The following is a 16330-nucleotide window of genomic DNA, read 5'->3' as shown; positions in this document are numbered from 1 at the left end:
GATGGCTGTGAACTTGCGAAAGTTCACAGCCAATCAATAAAAATACCTATAAAAAATTGAAAAAGAGAAATTGAGCGCACTCAATTTCTCTTTTTCTTTGGCTGAACACTAGTTATGTCCCAGCCTCTTTTTATTATCTTATAATTTTTTAACGAACTCCGACTTCAATTGCATCGCACCGAAGCCATCGATTTTACAATCAATATTATGATCGCCGTCTACTAAACGAATACTTTTCACTTTAGTACCTTGTTTTAAAGGCGTCGAGCTTCCCTTCACTTTTAAATCTTTAATGATGGTCACTGCATCTCCGTCTGCTAAAACATTCCCATTCGCATCACGTACAACTGCTTCTTCCTCTACTTCTTCAGTTGCATTTTGTAACCACTCATGCGCACATTCTGGGCATACAAACAAGTTTCCGTCTTCATAGGTATAAGACGAATTACACTTTGGACAATTCGGGTACATTACTACCACTCCTTACTCGTATATTCGCCTATATCATGGCACAGTTTGTGTACTTTTACAAATTGCTACATAACGATTAACGTTTCGTAGCAACCTAAATGTGGTATATGGTACTAAAAGGATGTGAGCTAAGTGTCAAAGAAGAAATTATTCACACATGTATTAGCCCCTGTAATCGGTGGCAGTATTGTTGGTTATTTAGCTAATAAAAATGCGCGCTTACAATATGATAAATTAGAAACACCGTCATTTGCGCCACCAGGTAAAGTCTTTCCTATTATTTGGCCTACCCTTTATACAATGATGGGCTACGCCGACTATCGCATCACTGCTAAAGAACATAATGAGGAAGCTAAGCAGTGGTATGCTGTCCAATTAACACTTAACTATGTATGGTCATTTTTATTTTTTAAATTTAATTTACGCGGAGTCGCATTAATCGAAATGGTATTTTTCCTTATGACTATTTTAATGACGGCTTATTCATTCTATGAATTAGATACGATAGCGGGGCTATTATTTATTCCTTATATCGCATGGGTTACTTTTGCTCTTACGCTTAACTTCGAAACATGGCGTCTCAACCGCTAATCGTTTCACTTGCACAACACTAAAAGTTAGCGTACTATACTATTAAAGCTACATTGTTCGTAACATATTAAGTTTTAACCTTTAAGCTGTAAAAGGGAGTTTTATATAGAAGTTGGAATGACGGGCCTCACCCCCTAGTGGTGAATGAGGATAGGCAGGAAAACTTTTGCGAACACCCACTTTGAGGAGTGGTGGTTTAAAACTTTCTATACTACTTACGGCAATCGTGGCTTTTTTATTTACAGACATTAAACCTACAGCCTCTACGTTGTAGGTTTTTTAACACAAAAATATTATCTCGAATTCGAGATATTTTATAAAGAGGTGCAAATTATGCAAACAACCGGTCATCATCACATTTCAATGCTGACAAAAAACGCGCAACAGAATAATCAATTTTACACAAAAGTACTCGGCTTACGTCGGGTTAAAGTTACGGTCAATCAAGACGATCCTTCGATGTACCATTTATTTTATGGCGATACTACAGGTAGCCCTGGTACAGAGCTGACCTTTTTCGAAATGCCGATTGCTGGGCGTACAACTGCAGGTACTAATGCCATTAACCGTATTGCACTCTTTGTACCCTCTTACGAAAGCCTAGTATATTGGCAAGGACGTTTACAAACTGACGCACAAATTACAACTTACGCTAATCGCGATGCCCTACACTTTACAGACCCTGATGGCTTAGCGTTAGTGCTCGTTAATCACAATAGTAATGAGGCTCCGTCCGCACCTTGGGATGGGAGTGATGTGGATGCTGACCACCGCATTTTAGGTATGGCTACTATCGAAATTACAGTGCGCGACTTTACAAAAAGCCTTCACTTTTTAACTAAACTACTCGGCTATAGTGTAATACACATGAAGCCTAATGAGGCACTGCTACGCACAAGTAATAACCGCTATAGTGAGATTAAACTCGTACAACAAGATGGGCCTACTCAGCGCCCTGGGCGAGGTAGCGTACACCATTTAGCACTCCGCGTAACTGATATAAACACATTACTCGCTTGGCAGGAGCGCTTAACTGAAGCGGGCTTTGTGACATCTGGCGTCATTGACCGCTATTACTTCCATAGCCTTTATGTTAACGACCCTAATGGCATTACCTATGAATTAGCGACAGATGGACCTGGTTTTTTGCGCGACCAAAGTGTTGAGCAATTAGGAGCACAACTCGACTTACCACCTAAGCTAGAAGCTAAGCGTGCAATTATTGAAGCTAAACTACAACCTTTTGAGGAGTGAATGTAATGGAATTTGGTATTTATTCAATTGGCGATCATATTCGCAATCCCCATACCAATCAGCGTATTTCGCAACAACAACGGATTCAAGAGTTAATTAAAGCAAGTGAGCTAGCAGATGCGGCGGGCTTTGATGTCTTTGCGGTTGGCGAAAGTCATCAATCACACTTTACTACCCAAGCACATACTGTGATTTTAGGCGCAATTGCACAAGCTACAAAAAACATTAAAATTGCTAGCTCAGCAACTGTAATTAGTGTGGCTGATCCTGTACGTGTATACGAGGATTTTGCGACCATTGATTTAATTTCTAATGGACGTGCCGAAATTATTGCAGGTAAAGGCTCTCGTTTAGGGGCTTACCATTTACTTGGTTATGATGTAAATGATTACGATGCATTATTTGAAGAAAAGTTTGATTTATTATTACAGCTTAACCGTGAGCAACGCGTTACTTGGCAAGGGCACTTCCGCCCTGAGCTACGTGATGCGGTAATTCATCCGCAGCCACTACATGGTCAATTACCGATTTGGCGTGCGGTAGGTGGTCACCCTGCTAGTGCCATTTTAGCAGGACGTGCAGGCGTGCCTATGACCATTACAACTTTAGGAGGCCCAGCCGCTTACTTTACAGAGGCAATTGATGCTTATCGTGCTGAGGCAACGATTGCAGGCTTTGATGCTAAAACATTGCCTATTGCTACAACGAGCTTATTTTATACAGCACCTAACTCACAAGATGCTGTAAACGAATATCACCCACACCTTAGCGATGGTATGTTAGCATTACGCGGTAGTGAGTATCCCCGTGCTCAAATCGAAGCTGCTACCGATGTTCAAGATGCACTTATGGTAGGTAGCCCCGCACAAATCATCGAAAAAATGCATTATCAATTTGAGCTTTATGGACAGCAGCGTTTCCTAGCGCAACTTGATTTTGGCGGTGTACCGTTTGATAAAATCCAGCGTAACATCGAGTTAATTGCTACAGAGATTTTACCTACTGTACGTAAACTAACTAAAAAATAAACGAGCGCAAAGCTCGTTTATTTTTTAGTTTCACGATGTAACGTAACTTTTTTTAATCGTGGACAATATTTACGCAATTCTAAGCGCTCTGGGTTATTGCGTTTATTTTTAGTAGTTTGATAATTTAAGTCGCCACACTCCGTACATGCTAAAGTTATTACTGTTCTCATCTTTCACACTCCATTAAAACGTAATCATTACGTTTTAAATATACCATGCTTACTATTGTGATTCAACAGCTAGTTTTCATTTGCGGTTATTTTTGTACAGCTATAGGTAGTGACCTTTTTTAAAGCATCGTATGATAGGTTACCTAGGAGGTATTTATAATGAATGAAACATCTAAAAAAATAACATGGACGGCACCTACCATTATCCTCGTAATCGGCATAGCGTTAATCGCTTCAACATTACGAACGCCTTTAACAGTAGTTGGCCCTATTATAACGTTTATCAAAGATGGGTTGCAGATTTCTAACGTCTTAGCAGGCTTCTTAACGACAATTCCATTACTTGCTTTTGCGGTTGTATCGCCTTTTGCACCAAAGCTATCTAAACGCTTTGGTATCGAGCTAACTTTATTTTTCTCAATGTTACTTTTAGCGCTTGGTATCATTATGCGCTCGTTAGGAACTACAAGTTTACTCGTCATAGGTACCGTATTAATTGGGGTAGCAATTTCATTTGGTAATGTTTTAATGCCTAGCTTTCTAAAATTAAAATTCCCTATGCAAGTGGGGATGATGATGGGGATTTATTCTGTAGCGATGAACGTCTCTGGCGGTATCGGCGCTGGAATTAGCCACCCTATTGCTGTAGGATCCACGCTAGGCTGGCAAGCAGCGCTAGGATTTTCTGTCGGCTTAGCTTTGTTAGCAGCGCTAGTTTGGGCTCCTCAACTTAAACATAATAAACCCGCACCAAAAGCGACACAAACTTCTTTAAAACCGACAATTCCTTTATGGAAATCTAAAATTGCTTGGGCTGTAGCAGCTACAATGGGCTTACAATCCATGATTTTTTATACGTCATCTGCTTGGTTGCCTGAAATTTTCATCTCACAAGGTTTGTCACCTAATAAAGCAGGATGGATGGTATCCATTATGCAACTGGCTCAATTACCACTCACCTTTGCTATCCCGATTGTGGCAGATAAGTTATCTTCTCAAAAACCTTTAGCTGTTCTCGCTAGCATCTTATTTGCTATCGGCTTTTTAGGCATTGCTTTTGAAATAACTTCTCTTATCGTAGTGTGGATGATCTTCTTAGGTTGTGCAGGTGGTACTGCTTTTGGTTTAACTATGATGCTATTTACATTACGTACTAAAACGGCATTTGCTGCTGCTGACCTTTCTGGTTTTGCACAGTCTACTGGCTATTTATTAGCCGCAATCGGACCTGTTGCTTTTGGTTACTTACATGATGTAACAGGTGGCTGGTCAATCCCTATATGGACATTCTTATTAGCAACGTTTGCATTTTTCTGCACTTCGTATATTGCTTCAAAAGATGTATTTATAGATGAATCAATATAAAAAATGGAGGACGAGTTAATCGTCTTCCATTTTTTATTTCAATGATATTTCTTAGGCGAGCACTTTTTCTAACTGACGTACCGTCGGAGTTAAATTAGCAAAAAAGTAAGCTTCTCTCAACTTTCTTTGCACCTTACTACCGATTAAATAAGCTGCTGAACCTTGGTGCAACATAGCTGTTTGAGTTGCTTGTAATACTAAATATGCAGCTTGTAAACGAACTTCATATAATTTCTTAATCTCAAATTGATGTGAATTTTGTTCAAGAATTTCTAATTGTGTTTCTAATGTCGAAGCTTGAACTTTCATATTACAGTTACTACCTGCTTGTTTACCTTTTACTTTTTTTATTTCTTCAATAACAGCTGCTGTCACACCATACGCTAATGGTAATTGATATAAAATAAAAGTAGGTCGTACCTTTTCAATAAATAACGCGGCATTTTCCGCTAATACATAGCAATCTTCTACGAATACATTTTCAAATTTACATGTGTATGTAGCGCTACCATTAACACCGATAAAGTTAGCCTGTTCTTTTAGTGTTAATTTAGCGTTCGCTGTATTAACAAAAAACATCTTTTCTTCTGAGCTCGTCTTCGCTATAACACCAAACCAGTGATTATCCGCTAAATTAGACACTGCAGGTAATACTCCACTTACTAAATACCCTCCCGAAACACGCTCAGCTGACAAATGTAGCTTCTCTAGACCTGCATAATGTTTCATAGGATTAGACAAACCTGTAGCTCCTAACAACTCACCACTTTCTAATTGCGTCAATAAAGACTTAACGGCTTCATTTTCTGTTAGGCGTAAATAAGTTAAAGAAGCTAAATGACACCATACACAAAATGCGGTAGTCATACAAACGCGAGCGGTTTCTTTCACAACCATCATCTCTTGCTTATAGTCACCATTCCACATTCCAGCCTGCCCCAGTGCTAAAAGGTAATCTCTTGCATAATACGCTTCTTCATCTATTTTACGTACAACTGGTTGGATATGCGTAGCTAATAACTGCTTAACAACCTGTTGCTTATCCATATGATACTCCCCTTTACTCAGCTAATTTTGTCAGTGAAGTAATCGGTGTTTGTACCGCTTCACGCGCTCTCTTTACTGCTGCCTCATCTGGCGCCTCATAGAAACATAAACATTTTGTCATATCTTCGCACACATAAGTACGCGAGAAATGTACTTCTGGTACTTCTTCATAACGTACAGAATTATTTTTCTTACGTGTTAAATATTGATCCATCGTGATATTCGCAGGAATTTCCCACTCTACTAAATAGTTAACTGCTTCATTAACTTCTTCTGCTGGTTTCCCTACTAAACGCACTTCTTTTACTAAATCCACTGTTACATTTTCAACATCTAATGTTGGCGCCTGTTCACTTTGAATAATATAGTAAGCTTTTGAAAAATCTTCTGCTACTTGAACTTCTAAAATTTGGTGATTTTTAGCGATTTCTGCAGTAATTACCTCTACTTGTTGTTTGTTTTCCGTATTGTTAAGTGTTGTTTCTACTAAAAATAATGTCATTTTAATTCCTCCATTTTTTAACTGAATTAATTTATTTAACTCGATTTCGAAAAAAAACTATGATAAGATAACTTTCGAAAAGGAGTAGGTTCACAATGAAAACACGTTATGATTTACCTTGTAATATTGCACAAACATTAAATATAATTGGTGACCGTTGGACAATGCTTATTTTGCATGAGCTACTCATTGGTCAACACTTCTTTAATGATATTAAAAATAATCTACCTGGCTTATCAGCAAATGTATTATCAACTCGCCTTCGTTCATTAGAAGAAGAAGGTCTCGTTGAGGTACAGCTTTACCAAAATCACCCCCCTCGTTATGCGTATTACCTAACTGAATTAGGACTGAGTCTCTCTGATATTTTTAATGCGATGATTATTTGGGGCAGTAAACGTAAACCTTGCTATAAGGAGCTCGTTGATCAAGATACAGGTGAAGCTGTTGAAATCGCCTATATTAGTAAAACATCACATAAAATTGCGTCTGCTGTTATTGCACGCCCCATTGCTTCGTCACACGATAACTAATTTGTTGAATAATCGTATTAAATAATAGACCAAATAAACCAATAATAATAATTGCGGCAAATACTAAATCCAGTCTTAGCGCATTACGGGCATCAATAATTAAAAAGCCTAATCCTGATTGAGCACCAACCATTTCGCCAGCTACTAAGAAAATCCATGCACTTCCTAAGGCAATTTGTAACCCTCCCATAATAGCGGGAAAAGAAGCGGGTATTATAATTTTTTTCACTACAGCGAATGGAGTTAGTTCAAAGTTTTGTGCGATTTGTAAATATACCGGACTTATTTTACTCACTGCCGTTACAGTAGCTAAAAGGATAGGAAAAAAGGCAGCGATAAAAATAATTATGATTGCTGGTAAGTTACCTATACCTGCAAATAACACAATGAAAGGGGACCATGCAATAGGTGATACAGGACGTAACAATTGCACACTTGGGTTAACAAATCGCCAAACTGTAGGCATACGTCCTAATAAAATACCTAGCGTAATACCAGCTATAACTGCTAAAATATAACCTATTCCAAAACGATATAAGCTTATGCTGATGTGTTCTAATAGTAAACCACTAATGAACAATGACCATAATGCTTGTGCTACTTGCTTCGGAGAAGGTAACAAAGCTGCTTCATAGTTACCAACAACGACTACGAGTTGCCATAATACTACTAATAGCGTAAAACTACCTATCATATAACGTAGCTTCATGATGGATTCTCCGTTACTTTTTGCATTACGAACTGTTCAAAATCCGGAATTTTATCTAATAACTTTAAACTTTCTAATGATGTTACTAACTCCTCGTAAGCAGCTTTTGTAATCGTTAAATCATCATAAGAAATCCAAGCCAATGATAAATCTAATACGTCATCTTCTACATTTAAATATTTTTTCACGATGGTCTTCGCTTCCTCATCCTTTTTATGAATAAGTTTGCCAGCAAGGTGATAATCATCAATAAACGCTTGAGCTACTGTACTATTTTCCTCTAGAAAAGAGCGTCGTAAAACTAAGAGACAACAAATTGAATGTTCCCATAACTCTTCAGATTGAAATAGTACATCCCCTTTATCCATAGCTACTGCTAATGCACCAAACGGTTCTGCGACAACATAGCCTGCTATACGCCCTTCAGCTAAAGCTGCTGGCATTTCCGCTGGAGGTAACTCAACTACATCAATGTCGTTCGGCTGTAAGTTAGCCGTTTGGCGTAAGCGATCTAATAAAATATTATGGCTAGAATATTTACTCGGTATAGCAAAGCGCTGCCCTTTTAATTGTGTCGCATCCGTAATCGTAGGAGCACCAACCACAATATTGCCATCTTGATGACCTAATGCCACAGCTTGAATCGCAATACCTTGCTCATGCGCTTTCATAGCTAAAGGGGCTAATACAGAAGCTCCATCAATCTTTCCGGTATTAAGCGCATCCATTAACTCTGGCCAAGCACCAAACTTCACTAACTCTACTTCATAGTCAGGGTATTGTGCAGTAGCTTGCGCATAGAGCGGCGCAGCATGTGTGATCGGTAAATAGCCAATTTTAATTTTACTTTTCCCTGTATCTTCTGTAGCTGTTTGATTGCCGCAAGCCGTTAATAATAGAACTACAAAGAATAGCAACCATTTCTTCATAAGCTCACCTCCTAAATTTGATAGTCAATCATTTGTTGTTGTGTAAGTTCAAATTCTGTAAAAATAACTTCTCTATAATGTTGAAAGTCTGCATTACTACGATCTCTAGGCTTCGGTAGTGCAATAGTTATCTCCTTCGCTATTTCACCTTCAGCTAAAATAATAATTTTATCAGCCAAATAAATAGCTTCATCAATATCATGAGTAACGAGCATTATAGTTGTAGATTCTTGTTGCTGAATTTTTATTAATTCATCTTGTAAAAAGTAGCGTGTAAATGTGTCTAAAGCTGCAAATGGCTCATCTAATAAAATAGCCTCTGGCTGTAATGCTAATGCCCGAGCAATTGCTACGCGTTGTTGCATACCACCTGATAATTGATGGGGATAATGAGTAGCGTAAGGAGTTAATTGCACAAGTTGCATATAATGTGCTATTCTTTGCTGTTGTTGCTCTACTGTTAAAGCTGTATGTTGTTCTAAAGGAAGTGAAATATTTTTTTCAACAGAGCGCCAAGGTAACAGGCCATAAGATTGCATCAGCATGATACACTTTTTAGTTGGTTCCGTAACTGCTACGTCGTTGACTATAACCTCGCCTGTTGAGGACGTTTCAAAACCCCCGACAATCTTTAGTAAAGTGCTTTTACCACAACCACTCTTGCCTAAAATAGCAATAATTTCTCCTTTTGTTACCTCTAGTGATATCCCTTTTAAAATATGATGCGTGTCATATACTTTTGTGACGCCGTTTATCTTTATCACAGTAATTATCACTCCTTTTTTAAAACCTACAAAACAACTTTGTTTTATATTATATTAGTTATATTATTATACTCACTTATAAAAATCAACCTATATTTTCTGAAAATTTAAAAGAGACTACCTAAAAATATCAAACATTGTAGGTAGTCTCTTCTTTTGTCGTATAAATCTATTAAAAATGATTCTTTTACGTTGTTAGTCGTGTGTTATCATCATTATTTTTAACTTTAAATAATGACTCGGGTTGCAACCGAAATAATTACGAAACGCCACTGTGAAATTACTCATATTACTATAACAAAGTGCTACAGCAGTGTCCGTCACTGTCAATCCTTCTACTTCTAACAACCATGCTGCTTTTTCCATTCGTTGTTGACGCAAGAATGTGATAATTGGTACCCCGAATAATTGCTTAAACCCCTGCCTCGCTTTATTGTCAGAAAGGTGCACGCGTGAAGCTAAAGAGTTAACGGTATGTGGCTGGTCTAATTCAGCTAGGATAATCGCTTTAATACGTTGTAATTTATGCGTTTCACTAGCATTAGGCAAACGCTTTGACGTTTGTTTGGCAAAAGTCGCTACTAATAACTCAATAACTTTAGCTTCTATATATAATGCTTTAAAAGAACCTTCATAAGAACAATGTAAGATTTCATATACGCGCTGTTTAATAATAGGTGTTAACGTATGTTGTGTAATTTGCCCTAACTGGCGTTGTAAAAAACTCATAATCATTGCCCGCTCTTTTGTTTCCACAAAATAAGATAATAACCGCTCAGGCGTCATACGAATTTCTACTTTCTGGACGCGCTGATTAGCAGCCGTTTTTAAAGTTACATTAGACTGATGAAAGTAAGAAATTGCTTGAGTAGGCGACTGCATACGAAAAGGTTCATTATTTACACTACAAATCAGGTCACCAGCCAATACATAGTTAAGTTCTATCATTTCACTATCTTCATGAAAATCATCACGTTGATCACGAGTAAATTGAACATCTGTTATAACAACTGTTAATGTGTCACGTATCGTAACACTCGCAACAGTACCTTCACCTAACTGAGTAGGCACCCGTAGAGTAGCTGTTTTAGGACTACTTTCATGTGCCACAATAGCAGCCATCTGTGCTAAATTAGTAGCTTCGTCTATTGTACTCACCTCTATTCAAAAAAAGCTAGGACACAAACGTCCTAGCCGATGACTATTATTTCTTTTGTTTAAATTGCTCTACTGTGTATAACAAGTTAAAGAATAATTTAGCTGCTTGATTACGTGTTACATTTTTTGCAGGGTTGTAGTTACCTGCATCGCCATTAGCAATCGCATTGTCCTCAAGGAAGCCAATAGCTTTGCGCGTTTCGTCGTTTAGTTTAGTTGTATCTTTAAACGTCGCTGTTGGTGATGTATACGTTGCATTTACTGTTTTATAGGCACGTTCAAACATTAACGCCATTTGTGCGCGGGTAATTTTTTTATTTGGATTAAACTTACCGTCCACCCCTTTAACAATACCTGCTTCGTATGCTGCCGCAATGGCTTGTTGAGTTGCTGCATCTACACCTGCAATATCTTTAAATGGTGCATCGCCCTTTGCCTCTAAGTTTAACGCGCGCGTTAGCATCTCTGCTACTTGTGCACGTGTTAAGCTGTTATTACCATTAAATTTCGGTAGTGGTTTTAAGATGCCTTGTGTTTGTAAGTTTGCAATGAATGGGTACGCCCAGTGATTAACATCTACATCTTTATACGTAGTTGTTGTCACAATACGTCCTTCGATTTGTTGCGTCACATCGCCAATCTCACCTAAACGTGTTGCGAAGTTTTCCCAGTCACTAAAGCCTGGCTCACTTGCACGCCCTTCTTCATATGCTTTACCTAGCGCTTCAAAACCATCACCACCGCGTGCTGTAAAGACGTTTGTTGCTGCTTTATAACTCGCTGTACGGTCAACATCTTGATCGCCCACTTTTAATGATACAATACGCTTGCCTGGCTCTTTGTTTGGATCAAAAATCACTTTCATACCAGCAACATGAAGGAAACCACCTGACTCTTTTGGGTAGTCTTTTACAGAGTGCTCAAATGTTTCATATAATTCTGCGCCTGTTAGTTCAACGATGGCTAGTGGGTTACCGAATGGTAAAACGTTTAGTACCTCACCATATGTTACGTCACCTTTGTTAATTGAAGTACGAATACCTCCACCATTTTGGAAAGCGATAGAAACAGCAGGATCGATTTTTTTCGCTTTATCTAACATACCATCTGTAATAATATTACCAAGGTTCGTTTCACCTGCACGCACACCGCCGAAGCCACGTAGTCCACTTAAAAATACTTTAGCATCTGCCCCTGTAGAAGCGTTCATTGTAGCATTTACTTTCTCTGCATACTTCGCTAAAATTTTGTCTGCTTCGGCATCAGATGGTAGTAAATACTTGCCATCCTTGTCCTTCTCACCAACTAAATTTAATTGACCTTTATAGTCTTCAACAACGCCACTATCATTAAATGTAATATCTAGTTGACCAACATACTTATTATATTGGTTAGCTTGTACGATAATTACAGGTTCGTTTGATTGCTCGTTTATTACTTTAACAGGCTCTTTTAACTCTGTGTGTGTATGACCACCAACAATTACGTCAATACCTGCTACTTGTTTCGCAAGTTCTTGGTCATTGTCCCATTGTAGGCTGTCATCAAAACCAATATGCGTGAGGGCGATAATTTTATTTACACCTTGTGCTTTTAAGTTTTCTACCGCTTGTTGAGCACTCGATAAATACGCTTTAAACTCTACTTTTTCTGGACTAGCAATCGCTGTAGTTTCTTCTGTAGTTAAACCGAAAATCCCTACTTTTTCGCCATTCACTTCTTTAATAATACCGTCGTAAATTTGACCATCTTGCGCTGCTGTTGTTACACCACCTGGCTGTAACCCTTCAAACAAAGCATCGTTTGAAAAATCAACATTAGCTGATACGAACGGAAATTTAGCACCTTTTACAAAATCCGCTAACGCGCCGTGACCTTCTGGTGATAACCCTAAATCAAATTCATGGTTACCGAAAGTCATCGCATCATACTGCAAATAATTCATGATTTCTAAATCTGCTTGGCCTTTCCACTCATTAAAGTAGAGCGTACCTGAGAAGACATCGCCTGCATCAAGCAGAAGGTTATTCGGATGAGTACTACGCAGTTGTTTAACTAAAGCTGCACGTTGACCTGCTGTTTCAACATGCGCGTGCGTGTCATTTGTATGGAAAATTGTCATCTCTAACGCAGCTGCTTCAACAACATCTGTTGATAATACGTAAGGTGCTACAATCGCTGAGCTTGCAATGGTTGCTGCTAAAAGTTTTTTATTCATCTTTTTAACCTGCCTCTTTTCATTTTTTTGATTCCCTTCAAGCCTAGCACTATCACGTTTGTAGCACAATGCCCCTTGCGTAAATTTTCGTAAAAAAAGCGTAATGGTAAGCAATAATTGCTCATCATTACGCTAAAGTTATTATAGTTTGACACGTTGTAAACGTAGCGCATTTAGAACGACCGATACCGAACTGAAGGCCATTGCAGCTCCCGCAAGCCAAGGGGCTAAAAATCCTGCAGCTGCAATTGGGATACCTATACTATTATAGGCGAGCGCCCAAAATAAGTTTTGTTTAATATTTATCATCGTTTTTTTACTCATCATAATGGCATCTGCTATACCATTTAAATCACCACGCATTAACGTAACGTCAGATGCAGCCATCGCTATATCTGTACCTGTGCCAATTGCCATACCAATATTTGCTGTAGCTAAGGCTGGCGCATCATTAATGCCGTCTCCAACCATCGCTACTTTATGTCCCTCACGCTGTAGCTTTTTAACCATTAGTGCCTTATCTTTAGGTAACATATTTGCTTCAAACGTTGTAATACCTACTCGCTTTGCAATATTTTCTGCTGTATGTGCATTATCGCCAGTCATCATCACTACAGTAATGCCCATATTTGTAAGGCGTTTAATCGCTTCTGCCGAAGAAGGCTTGACGGTATCAGCGACAGCGACTAAACCAGCGTATTCACCGTCTATTGCTACTGCCATAACCGTTTTACCTTCTGTTTCAAGTGCTTCCATTATCGCCTCATCAAATAGCGTAATACGATGCATTTCCATTAACTTGCGATTACCTACTAAAATTTGTTTGCCTAAAACACGTGCTTTTACACCGTGTCCTACAAGTGCTTCAAACTCACCTGCTTCACTTAATGTGACACCTCTATCATGAATGCCATCTACAATTGCCTGTGCTAAGGGGTGCTCTGATAATTTTTCAGCAGCGCCTACATAAGATAAAAATATCGCTTCATTGCGACTCGTTATGACGTCAGTTAATACTGGCTTGCCATTTGTCACTGTGCCTGTTTTATCCACCACGACAGTGTCAATCGCTTGTGTCGCCTCTAAATGCTCTCCACCTTTAAATAAAATACCATATTCTGCAGCGCGACCGGTCCCCACCATAATTGAAGTTGGCGTGGCTAAACCTAACGCACAAGGGCAAGCAATCACAACGACAGCAATAAATTTTTCAAGCGCATTCGCAAAATCATAAGGTGTTACGATAAAAAACCAAATGAAAAATGTGAGTGTAGCTATCCCTACGACAACAGGTACAAAAACACCTGAAATAACATCGGCCATTCGCTGAATCGGAGCTTTAGCACTTTGCGCTTCCTCCACAACTTTTACAATTTGGGCAAGCATACTTTGGCGTCCTACGCCCGTCGCTCTAATTTGCAAAGCACCATTTTTATTAATTGTGGCGCCAATTACTACATCACCAATTGCTTTATCTACTGGTAAACTCTCACCTGTTATCATAGATTCATCTACAGCAGAACTTCCTTGAATCACTTCGCCGTCAACCGCAATTTTTTCTCCTGGTTTTACTTGTACAATATCGCCAACGACAACTTGATCGATAGGTATACGTACAAATACCCCATCTCGATTAACTGTTGCTTCTTTTGCTTGTAAACCCATCAGTTTTTTTATCGCTTCTGAAGAACGTCCTTTAGCGCGCGCTTCAAACAGCTTGCCTAAAATAATTAAAGTAATAAGTACTGCACTCGTCTCGAAATACAACGCATGATGCTGACCTTGTAGCACTAAATAAACGCTATAAAAGTAAGCGGCCGATGTGCCTAGCGCTACAAGTACATCCATATTGGCACTTTTATTGCGCAACGCTTTATAAGCGCCTTCATAAAATTGCCATCCTATTATAAATTGAATCGGCGTAGCGAGTGCCATTTGTACCCATGGATTTAGTAAAATCGTAGGTACATAAATAAATTCGGTAAAGCTAAAATGACTAACCATCGTCCAGAGCAATGGCAAGGCGAGTAGCAAAGCAATAAAAAATTTGCGTGTTTGCTTTTTAATTTCTAGTTGACGATGGTCTATCTCGGCAACTTGCTTTTTTGGTTGTAATGTAAAACCTAATTTATTAGCGACACCTACCATGTCCTTTGGCGAAACTTCAGTAGGGTTGTACGTTACAGTTAGCGTTTCAAGCGCAAAATTTACTGAGGCTTTTTGTACACCAGGCATTTTACCTAAACGCTTTTCAATGCGATTAGCGCAAGCGGCACACGTCATACCAACTACATCAAATTCCAACTGTTCGGTCACGACGTCGTAACCGAGCGCTTGTACCTTTTTTATAATTTCCGCTTCGCTCGTAACCGTATCGTCATAGACGATATGTCCTTGTTCAAGTGGTAGATTAATCGTAGCTTTATCAACACCAGACAAACGATTTAACCCTTTTTCAATTCGCGTAGAACAGGCGGCACATGTCATACCCGTGATTTTTATCGTCGACTCCTTTTGGGTCATAGGCTTTTTCCTCCTATCTAAAAAAACGTGCTACAAGAGCACGCTTAAACAACGTCATATCCTTGATCTTCAATTTCATCAACAATCGCTTGTTGCGATGTAACGGTTGCATCAAAAGCGACTTCTACTTTTGCTTCGTCTAAGTTAACAGCAACTGAACTAACACCCGCTATATTGCCTACAGCAGTTTCAACTGCGTTTACACAGTGCCCACAAGACATCCCTTGTACATTTAATGTAACTGTCTCCATTTTAAAACCTCCTTACTTACTGTAAACTTAACATACCCCATATACGTATGTCAAAAACTGAAACTCGCAAAATCATATACAATATGGTAAATTAAATGTAATTGCATAGCAATCCACTGGAGGTGCCTTTTATAAAGGCTGAGATCAAAGTGTGACTTTGGGATTCCTGGAACCTGATCCAGTTTATACTGGCGTAGGAAAGTGGTACGTTTTTTTGATATGGATGTTCATGCCACTTTTCCCACGGGAAAAGTGGCTTTTTTTGTGTAAAGGGGAGATAAGTATGCGACACGCAATTACAAAAGGGCAAGGTTTAGATGAGCTACAATTAACACAAATTAAGGCTGTAGCTCCACTAGTCGATGCTGTAGTACTGAGAGAAAAACAACTTTCACAACAAGCGTTAGCACAAGGCATCGAACAATTACTCGCACTAGGTGTACCCGCAACTAAGCTTATTGTCCATAGCATGCCATCATTAGCAAAAGCCTATCAGCTATTAGGCTGTCATTTTGCCAGTGATGCTATCGTATACGGAAATGACTTTCCTTTTCTTTGTGGTCAATCAACACACTCAGTTGAAGAAGCACTACGCTGTGAAAATAGAGGCATGGATTATATTTACTTTTCACATATCTTTCCCTCTTCTTCTAAACCTAACCTAGCACCAAGAGGGTTAGCTGCATTAACTGACGTATGCGCAGCCACGTCCATACCCGTTATTGCACTTGGGGGTATTAATAAGCGTAACCAACATTTGCTTGCGACTACAGGCGCTAGCGGATTTGCAGCAATTTCAATGTTTTTTAACTAAGGA

At 38.9% G+C, this 16330-nt stretch carries 17 protein-coding genes, 1 other RNA gene and 1 riboswitch; of the genes, 7 read left to right on the top strand and 11 right to left on the bottom strand.

All coding sequences use genetic code 11. The features are described 5' to 3' along the window. Positions 1 to 138 precede the first annotated feature (138 nt). Positions 139 to 471 (bottom strand): zinc ribbon domain-containing protein YjdM, encoded by a 333-nt coding sequence (locus DDE80_RS09515; RefSeq protein WP_108307420.1) that lies wholly within the window; start codon positions 469 to 471, stop codon positions 139 to 141. A gap of 132 nt (positions 472 to 603) precedes the next feature. Here DDE80_RS09515 and DDE80_RS09510 point away from each other — a divergent pair, with 132 nt between their 5' ends. From DDE80_RS09510 to DDE80_RS09495, 4 genes are all read left to right on the top strand, one after another. Beyond that, a complete protein-coding gene (locus DDE80_RS09510) occupies positions 604 to 1062 on the top strand; it encodes a TspO/MBR family protein (protein WP_108307419.1) in 459 nt (152 codons plus the stop codon). A 42-nt stretch (positions 1063 to 1104) separates the two neighbouring features. Beyond that, positions 1105 to 1299, top strand: a non-coding RNA gene (gene ssrS, locus DDE80_RS09505) — 6S RNA. A 96-nt stretch (positions 1300 to 1395) separates the two neighbouring features. Beyond that, on the top strand, positions 1396 to 2316 hold the full coding sequence (locus DDE80_RS09500) for a VOC family protein (protein ID WP_427901803.1): 921 nt from the start codon (positions 1396 to 1398) through the stop codon (positions 2314 to 2316). A gap of 5 nt (positions 2317 to 2321) precedes the next feature. Continuing rightward, positions 2322 to 3344, top strand: a complete 1023-nt coding sequence (locus DDE80_RS09495; RefSeq protein WP_108307418.1) for an LLM class flavin-dependent oxidoreductase — start codon at positions 2322 to 2324, stop codon at positions 3342 to 3344. Positions 3345 to 3361: 17 nt separating this feature from the next. Here DDE80_RS09495 and rpmG read toward each other — a convergent pair whose 3' ends face one another. Beyond that, positions 3362 to 3514 (bottom strand): 50S ribosomal protein L33, encoded by a 153-nt coding sequence (gene rpmG / locus DDE80_RS09490; protein ID WP_108307417.1) that lies wholly within the window; start codon positions 3512 to 3514, stop codon positions 3362 to 3364. A gap of 159 nt (positions 3515 to 3673) precedes the next feature. On the opposite strand from rpmG, the gene DDE80_RS09485 reads away from it, so the two are divergent. After that, on the top strand, positions 3674 to 4879 hold the full coding sequence (locus tag DDE80_RS09485; RefSeq protein WP_108307416.1) for a CynX/NimT family MFS transporter: 1206 nt from the start codon (positions 3674 to 3676) through the stop codon (positions 4877 to 4879). Between the two features lie 51 nt (positions 4880 to 4930). Here DDE80_RS09485 and DDE80_RS09480 read toward each other — a convergent pair whose 3' ends face one another. Then, positions 4931 to 5926, bottom strand: a complete 996-nt coding sequence (locus DDE80_RS09480) for an acyl-CoA dehydrogenase family protein (protein ID WP_108307415.1) — start codon at positions 5924 to 5926, stop codon at positions 4931 to 4933. Between the two features lie 13 nt (positions 5927 to 5939). Then, a complete protein-coding gene (locus tag DDE80_RS09475) occupies positions 5940 to 6428 on the bottom strand; it encodes a DUF4242 domain-containing protein (RefSeq protein WP_108307414.1) in 489 nt (162 codons plus the stop codon). 95 nt (positions 6429 to 6523) lie between these two features. On the opposite strand from DDE80_RS09475, the gene DDE80_RS09470 reads away from it, so the two are divergent. Next, positions 6524 to 6961, top strand: a complete 438-nt coding sequence (locus DDE80_RS09470) for a winged helix-turn-helix transcriptional regulator (protein ID WP_108307413.1) — start codon at positions 6524 to 6526, stop codon at positions 6959 to 6961. Here the strand turns inward: DDE80_RS09470 and DDE80_RS09465 are convergent. From DDE80_RS09465 to copZ, 7 genes are all read right to left on the bottom strand, one after another. After that, positions 6924 to 7670, bottom strand: coding sequence for an ABC transporter permease (locus tag DDE80_RS09465; protein ID WP_108307412.1), 747 nt, complete (start codon positions 7668 to 7670; stop codon positions 6924 to 6926). The genes DDE80_RS09470 and DDE80_RS09465 overlap by 38 nt on opposite strands. Further along, entirely contained in the window at positions 7667 to 8599 is a 933-nt protein-coding gene (locus DDE80_RS09460) for an ABC transporter substrate-binding protein (protein WP_108307411.1), read from the bottom strand. Before DDE80_RS09460 ends, DDE80_RS09465 begins: the two co-directional genes overlap by 4 nt. An 11-nt stretch (positions 8600 to 8610) precedes the next feature. After that, positions 8611 to 9363, bottom strand: a complete 753-nt coding sequence (locus tag DDE80_RS09455) for an ABC transporter ATP-binding protein (RefSeq protein ID WP_345788849.1) — start codon at positions 9361 to 9363, stop codon at positions 8611 to 8613. Between the two features lie 195 nt (positions 9364 to 9558). After that, positions 9559 to 10521 carry an AraC family transcriptional regulator gene (locus DDE80_RS09450; protein ID WP_153060891.1) on the bottom strand — a complete coding sequence of 321 codons (963 nt, stop codon included), beginning with the start codon at positions 10519 to 10521 and terminating at the stop codon, positions 9559 to 9561. Between the two features lie 46 nt (positions 10522 to 10567). Beyond that, positions 10568 to 12739, bottom strand: coding sequence for a 5'-nucleotidase C-terminal domain-containing protein (locus DDE80_RS09445; RefSeq protein ID WP_108307409.1), 2172 nt, complete (start codon positions 12737 to 12739; stop codon positions 10568 to 10570). A 141-nt stretch (positions 12740 to 12880) separates the two neighbouring features. Further along, entirely contained in the window at positions 12881 to 15262 is a 2382-nt protein-coding gene (locus DDE80_RS09440) for a heavy metal translocating P-type ATPase (RefSeq protein WP_108307408.1), read from the bottom strand. A 44-nt stretch (positions 15263 to 15306) separates the two neighbouring features. After that, entirely contained in the window at positions 15307 to 15513 is a 207-nt protein-coding gene (gene copZ, locus DDE80_RS09435) for a copper chaperone CopZ (RefSeq protein ID WP_108307407.1), read from the bottom strand. A gap of 108 nt (positions 15514 to 15621) precedes the next feature. After that, a riboswitch (TPP riboswitch) is annotated at positions 15622 to 15730 on the top strand. 66 nt (positions 15731 to 15796) lie between these two features. Here copZ and DDE80_RS09430 point away from each other — a divergent pair. Then, positions 15797 to 16327: a thiamine phosphate synthase gene (locus DDE80_RS09430; protein ID WP_161952307.1), complete on the top strand. Its 531-nt coding sequence runs from the start codon at positions 15797 to 15799 to the stop codon at positions 16325 to 16327. Positions 16328 to 16330 lie beyond the last annotated feature (3 nt).

This window comes from Metalysinibacillus jejuensis (assembly GCF_003057615.1).
In the GTDB taxonomy this organism is placed as follows: Bacteria; Bacillota; Bacilli; order Bacillales_A; family Planococcaceae; genus Metalysinibacillus; species Metalysinibacillus jejuensis.
This window is presented reverse-complemented; position numbering and strand designations above follow the sequence as displayed.

What these genes read in the sequence shown, in the direction of transcription:
- DDE80_RS09515 (WP_108307420.1), bottom strand. Translation starts at nt 471, where the DNA reads ATGTACCCGAATTGTCCAAAGTGTAATTCGTCTTATACCTATGAAGAC.
- DDE80_RS09500 (WP_427901803.1), top strand. Translation starts at nt 1,396, where the DNA reads ATGCAAACAACCGGTCATCATCACATTTCAATGCTGACAAAAAACGCG.
- DDE80_RS09495 (WP_108307418.1), top strand. Translation starts at nt 2,322, where the DNA reads ATGGAATTTGGTATTTATTCAATTGGCGATCATATTCGCAATCCCCAT.
- rpmG (WP_108307417.1), bottom strand. Translation starts at nt 3,514, where the DNA reads ATGAGAACAGTAATAACTTTAGCATGTACGGAGTGTGGCGACTTAAAT.
- DDE80_RS09485 (WP_108307416.1), top strand. Translation starts at nt 3,674, where the DNA reads ATGAATGAAACATCTAAAAAAATAACATGGACGGCACCTACCATTATC.
- DDE80_RS09480 (WP_108307415.1), bottom strand. Translation starts at nt 5,926, where the DNA reads ATGGATAAGCAACAGGTTGTTAAGCAGTTATTAGCTACGCATATCCAA.
- DDE80_RS09475 (WP_108307414.1), bottom strand. Translation starts at nt 6,428, where the DNA reads ATGACATTATTTTTAGTAGAAACAACACTTAACAATACGGAAAACAAA.
- DDE80_RS09470 (WP_108307413.1), top strand. Translation starts at nt 6,524, where the DNA reads ATGAAAACACGTTATGATTTACCTTGTAATATTGCACAAACATTAAAT.
- DDE80_RS09465 (WP_108307412.1), bottom strand. Translation starts at nt 7,670, where the DNA reads ATGAAGCTACGTTATATGATAGGTAGTTTTACGCTATTAGTAGTATTA.
- DDE80_RS09460 (WP_108307411.1), bottom strand. Translation starts at nt 8,599, where the DNA reads ATGAAGAAATGGTTGCTATTCTTTGTAGTTCTATTATTAACGGCTTGC.
- DDE80_RS09445 (WP_108307409.1), bottom strand. Translation starts at nt 12,739, where the DNA reads ATGAATAAAAAACTTTTAGCAGCAACCATTGCAAGCTCAGCGATTGTA.
- DDE80_RS09440 (WP_108307408.1), bottom strand. Translation starts at nt 15,262, where the DNA reads ATGACCCAAAAGGAGTCGACGATAAAAATCACGGGTATGACATGTGCC.
- copZ (WP_108307407.1), bottom strand. Translation starts at nt 15,513, where the DNA reads ATGGAGACAGTTACATTAAATGTACAAGGGATGTCTTGTGGGCACTGT.
- DDE80_RS09430 (WP_161952307.1), top strand. Translation starts at nt 15,797, where the DNA reads ATGCGACACGCAATTACAAAAGGGCAAGGTTTAGATGAGCTACAATTA.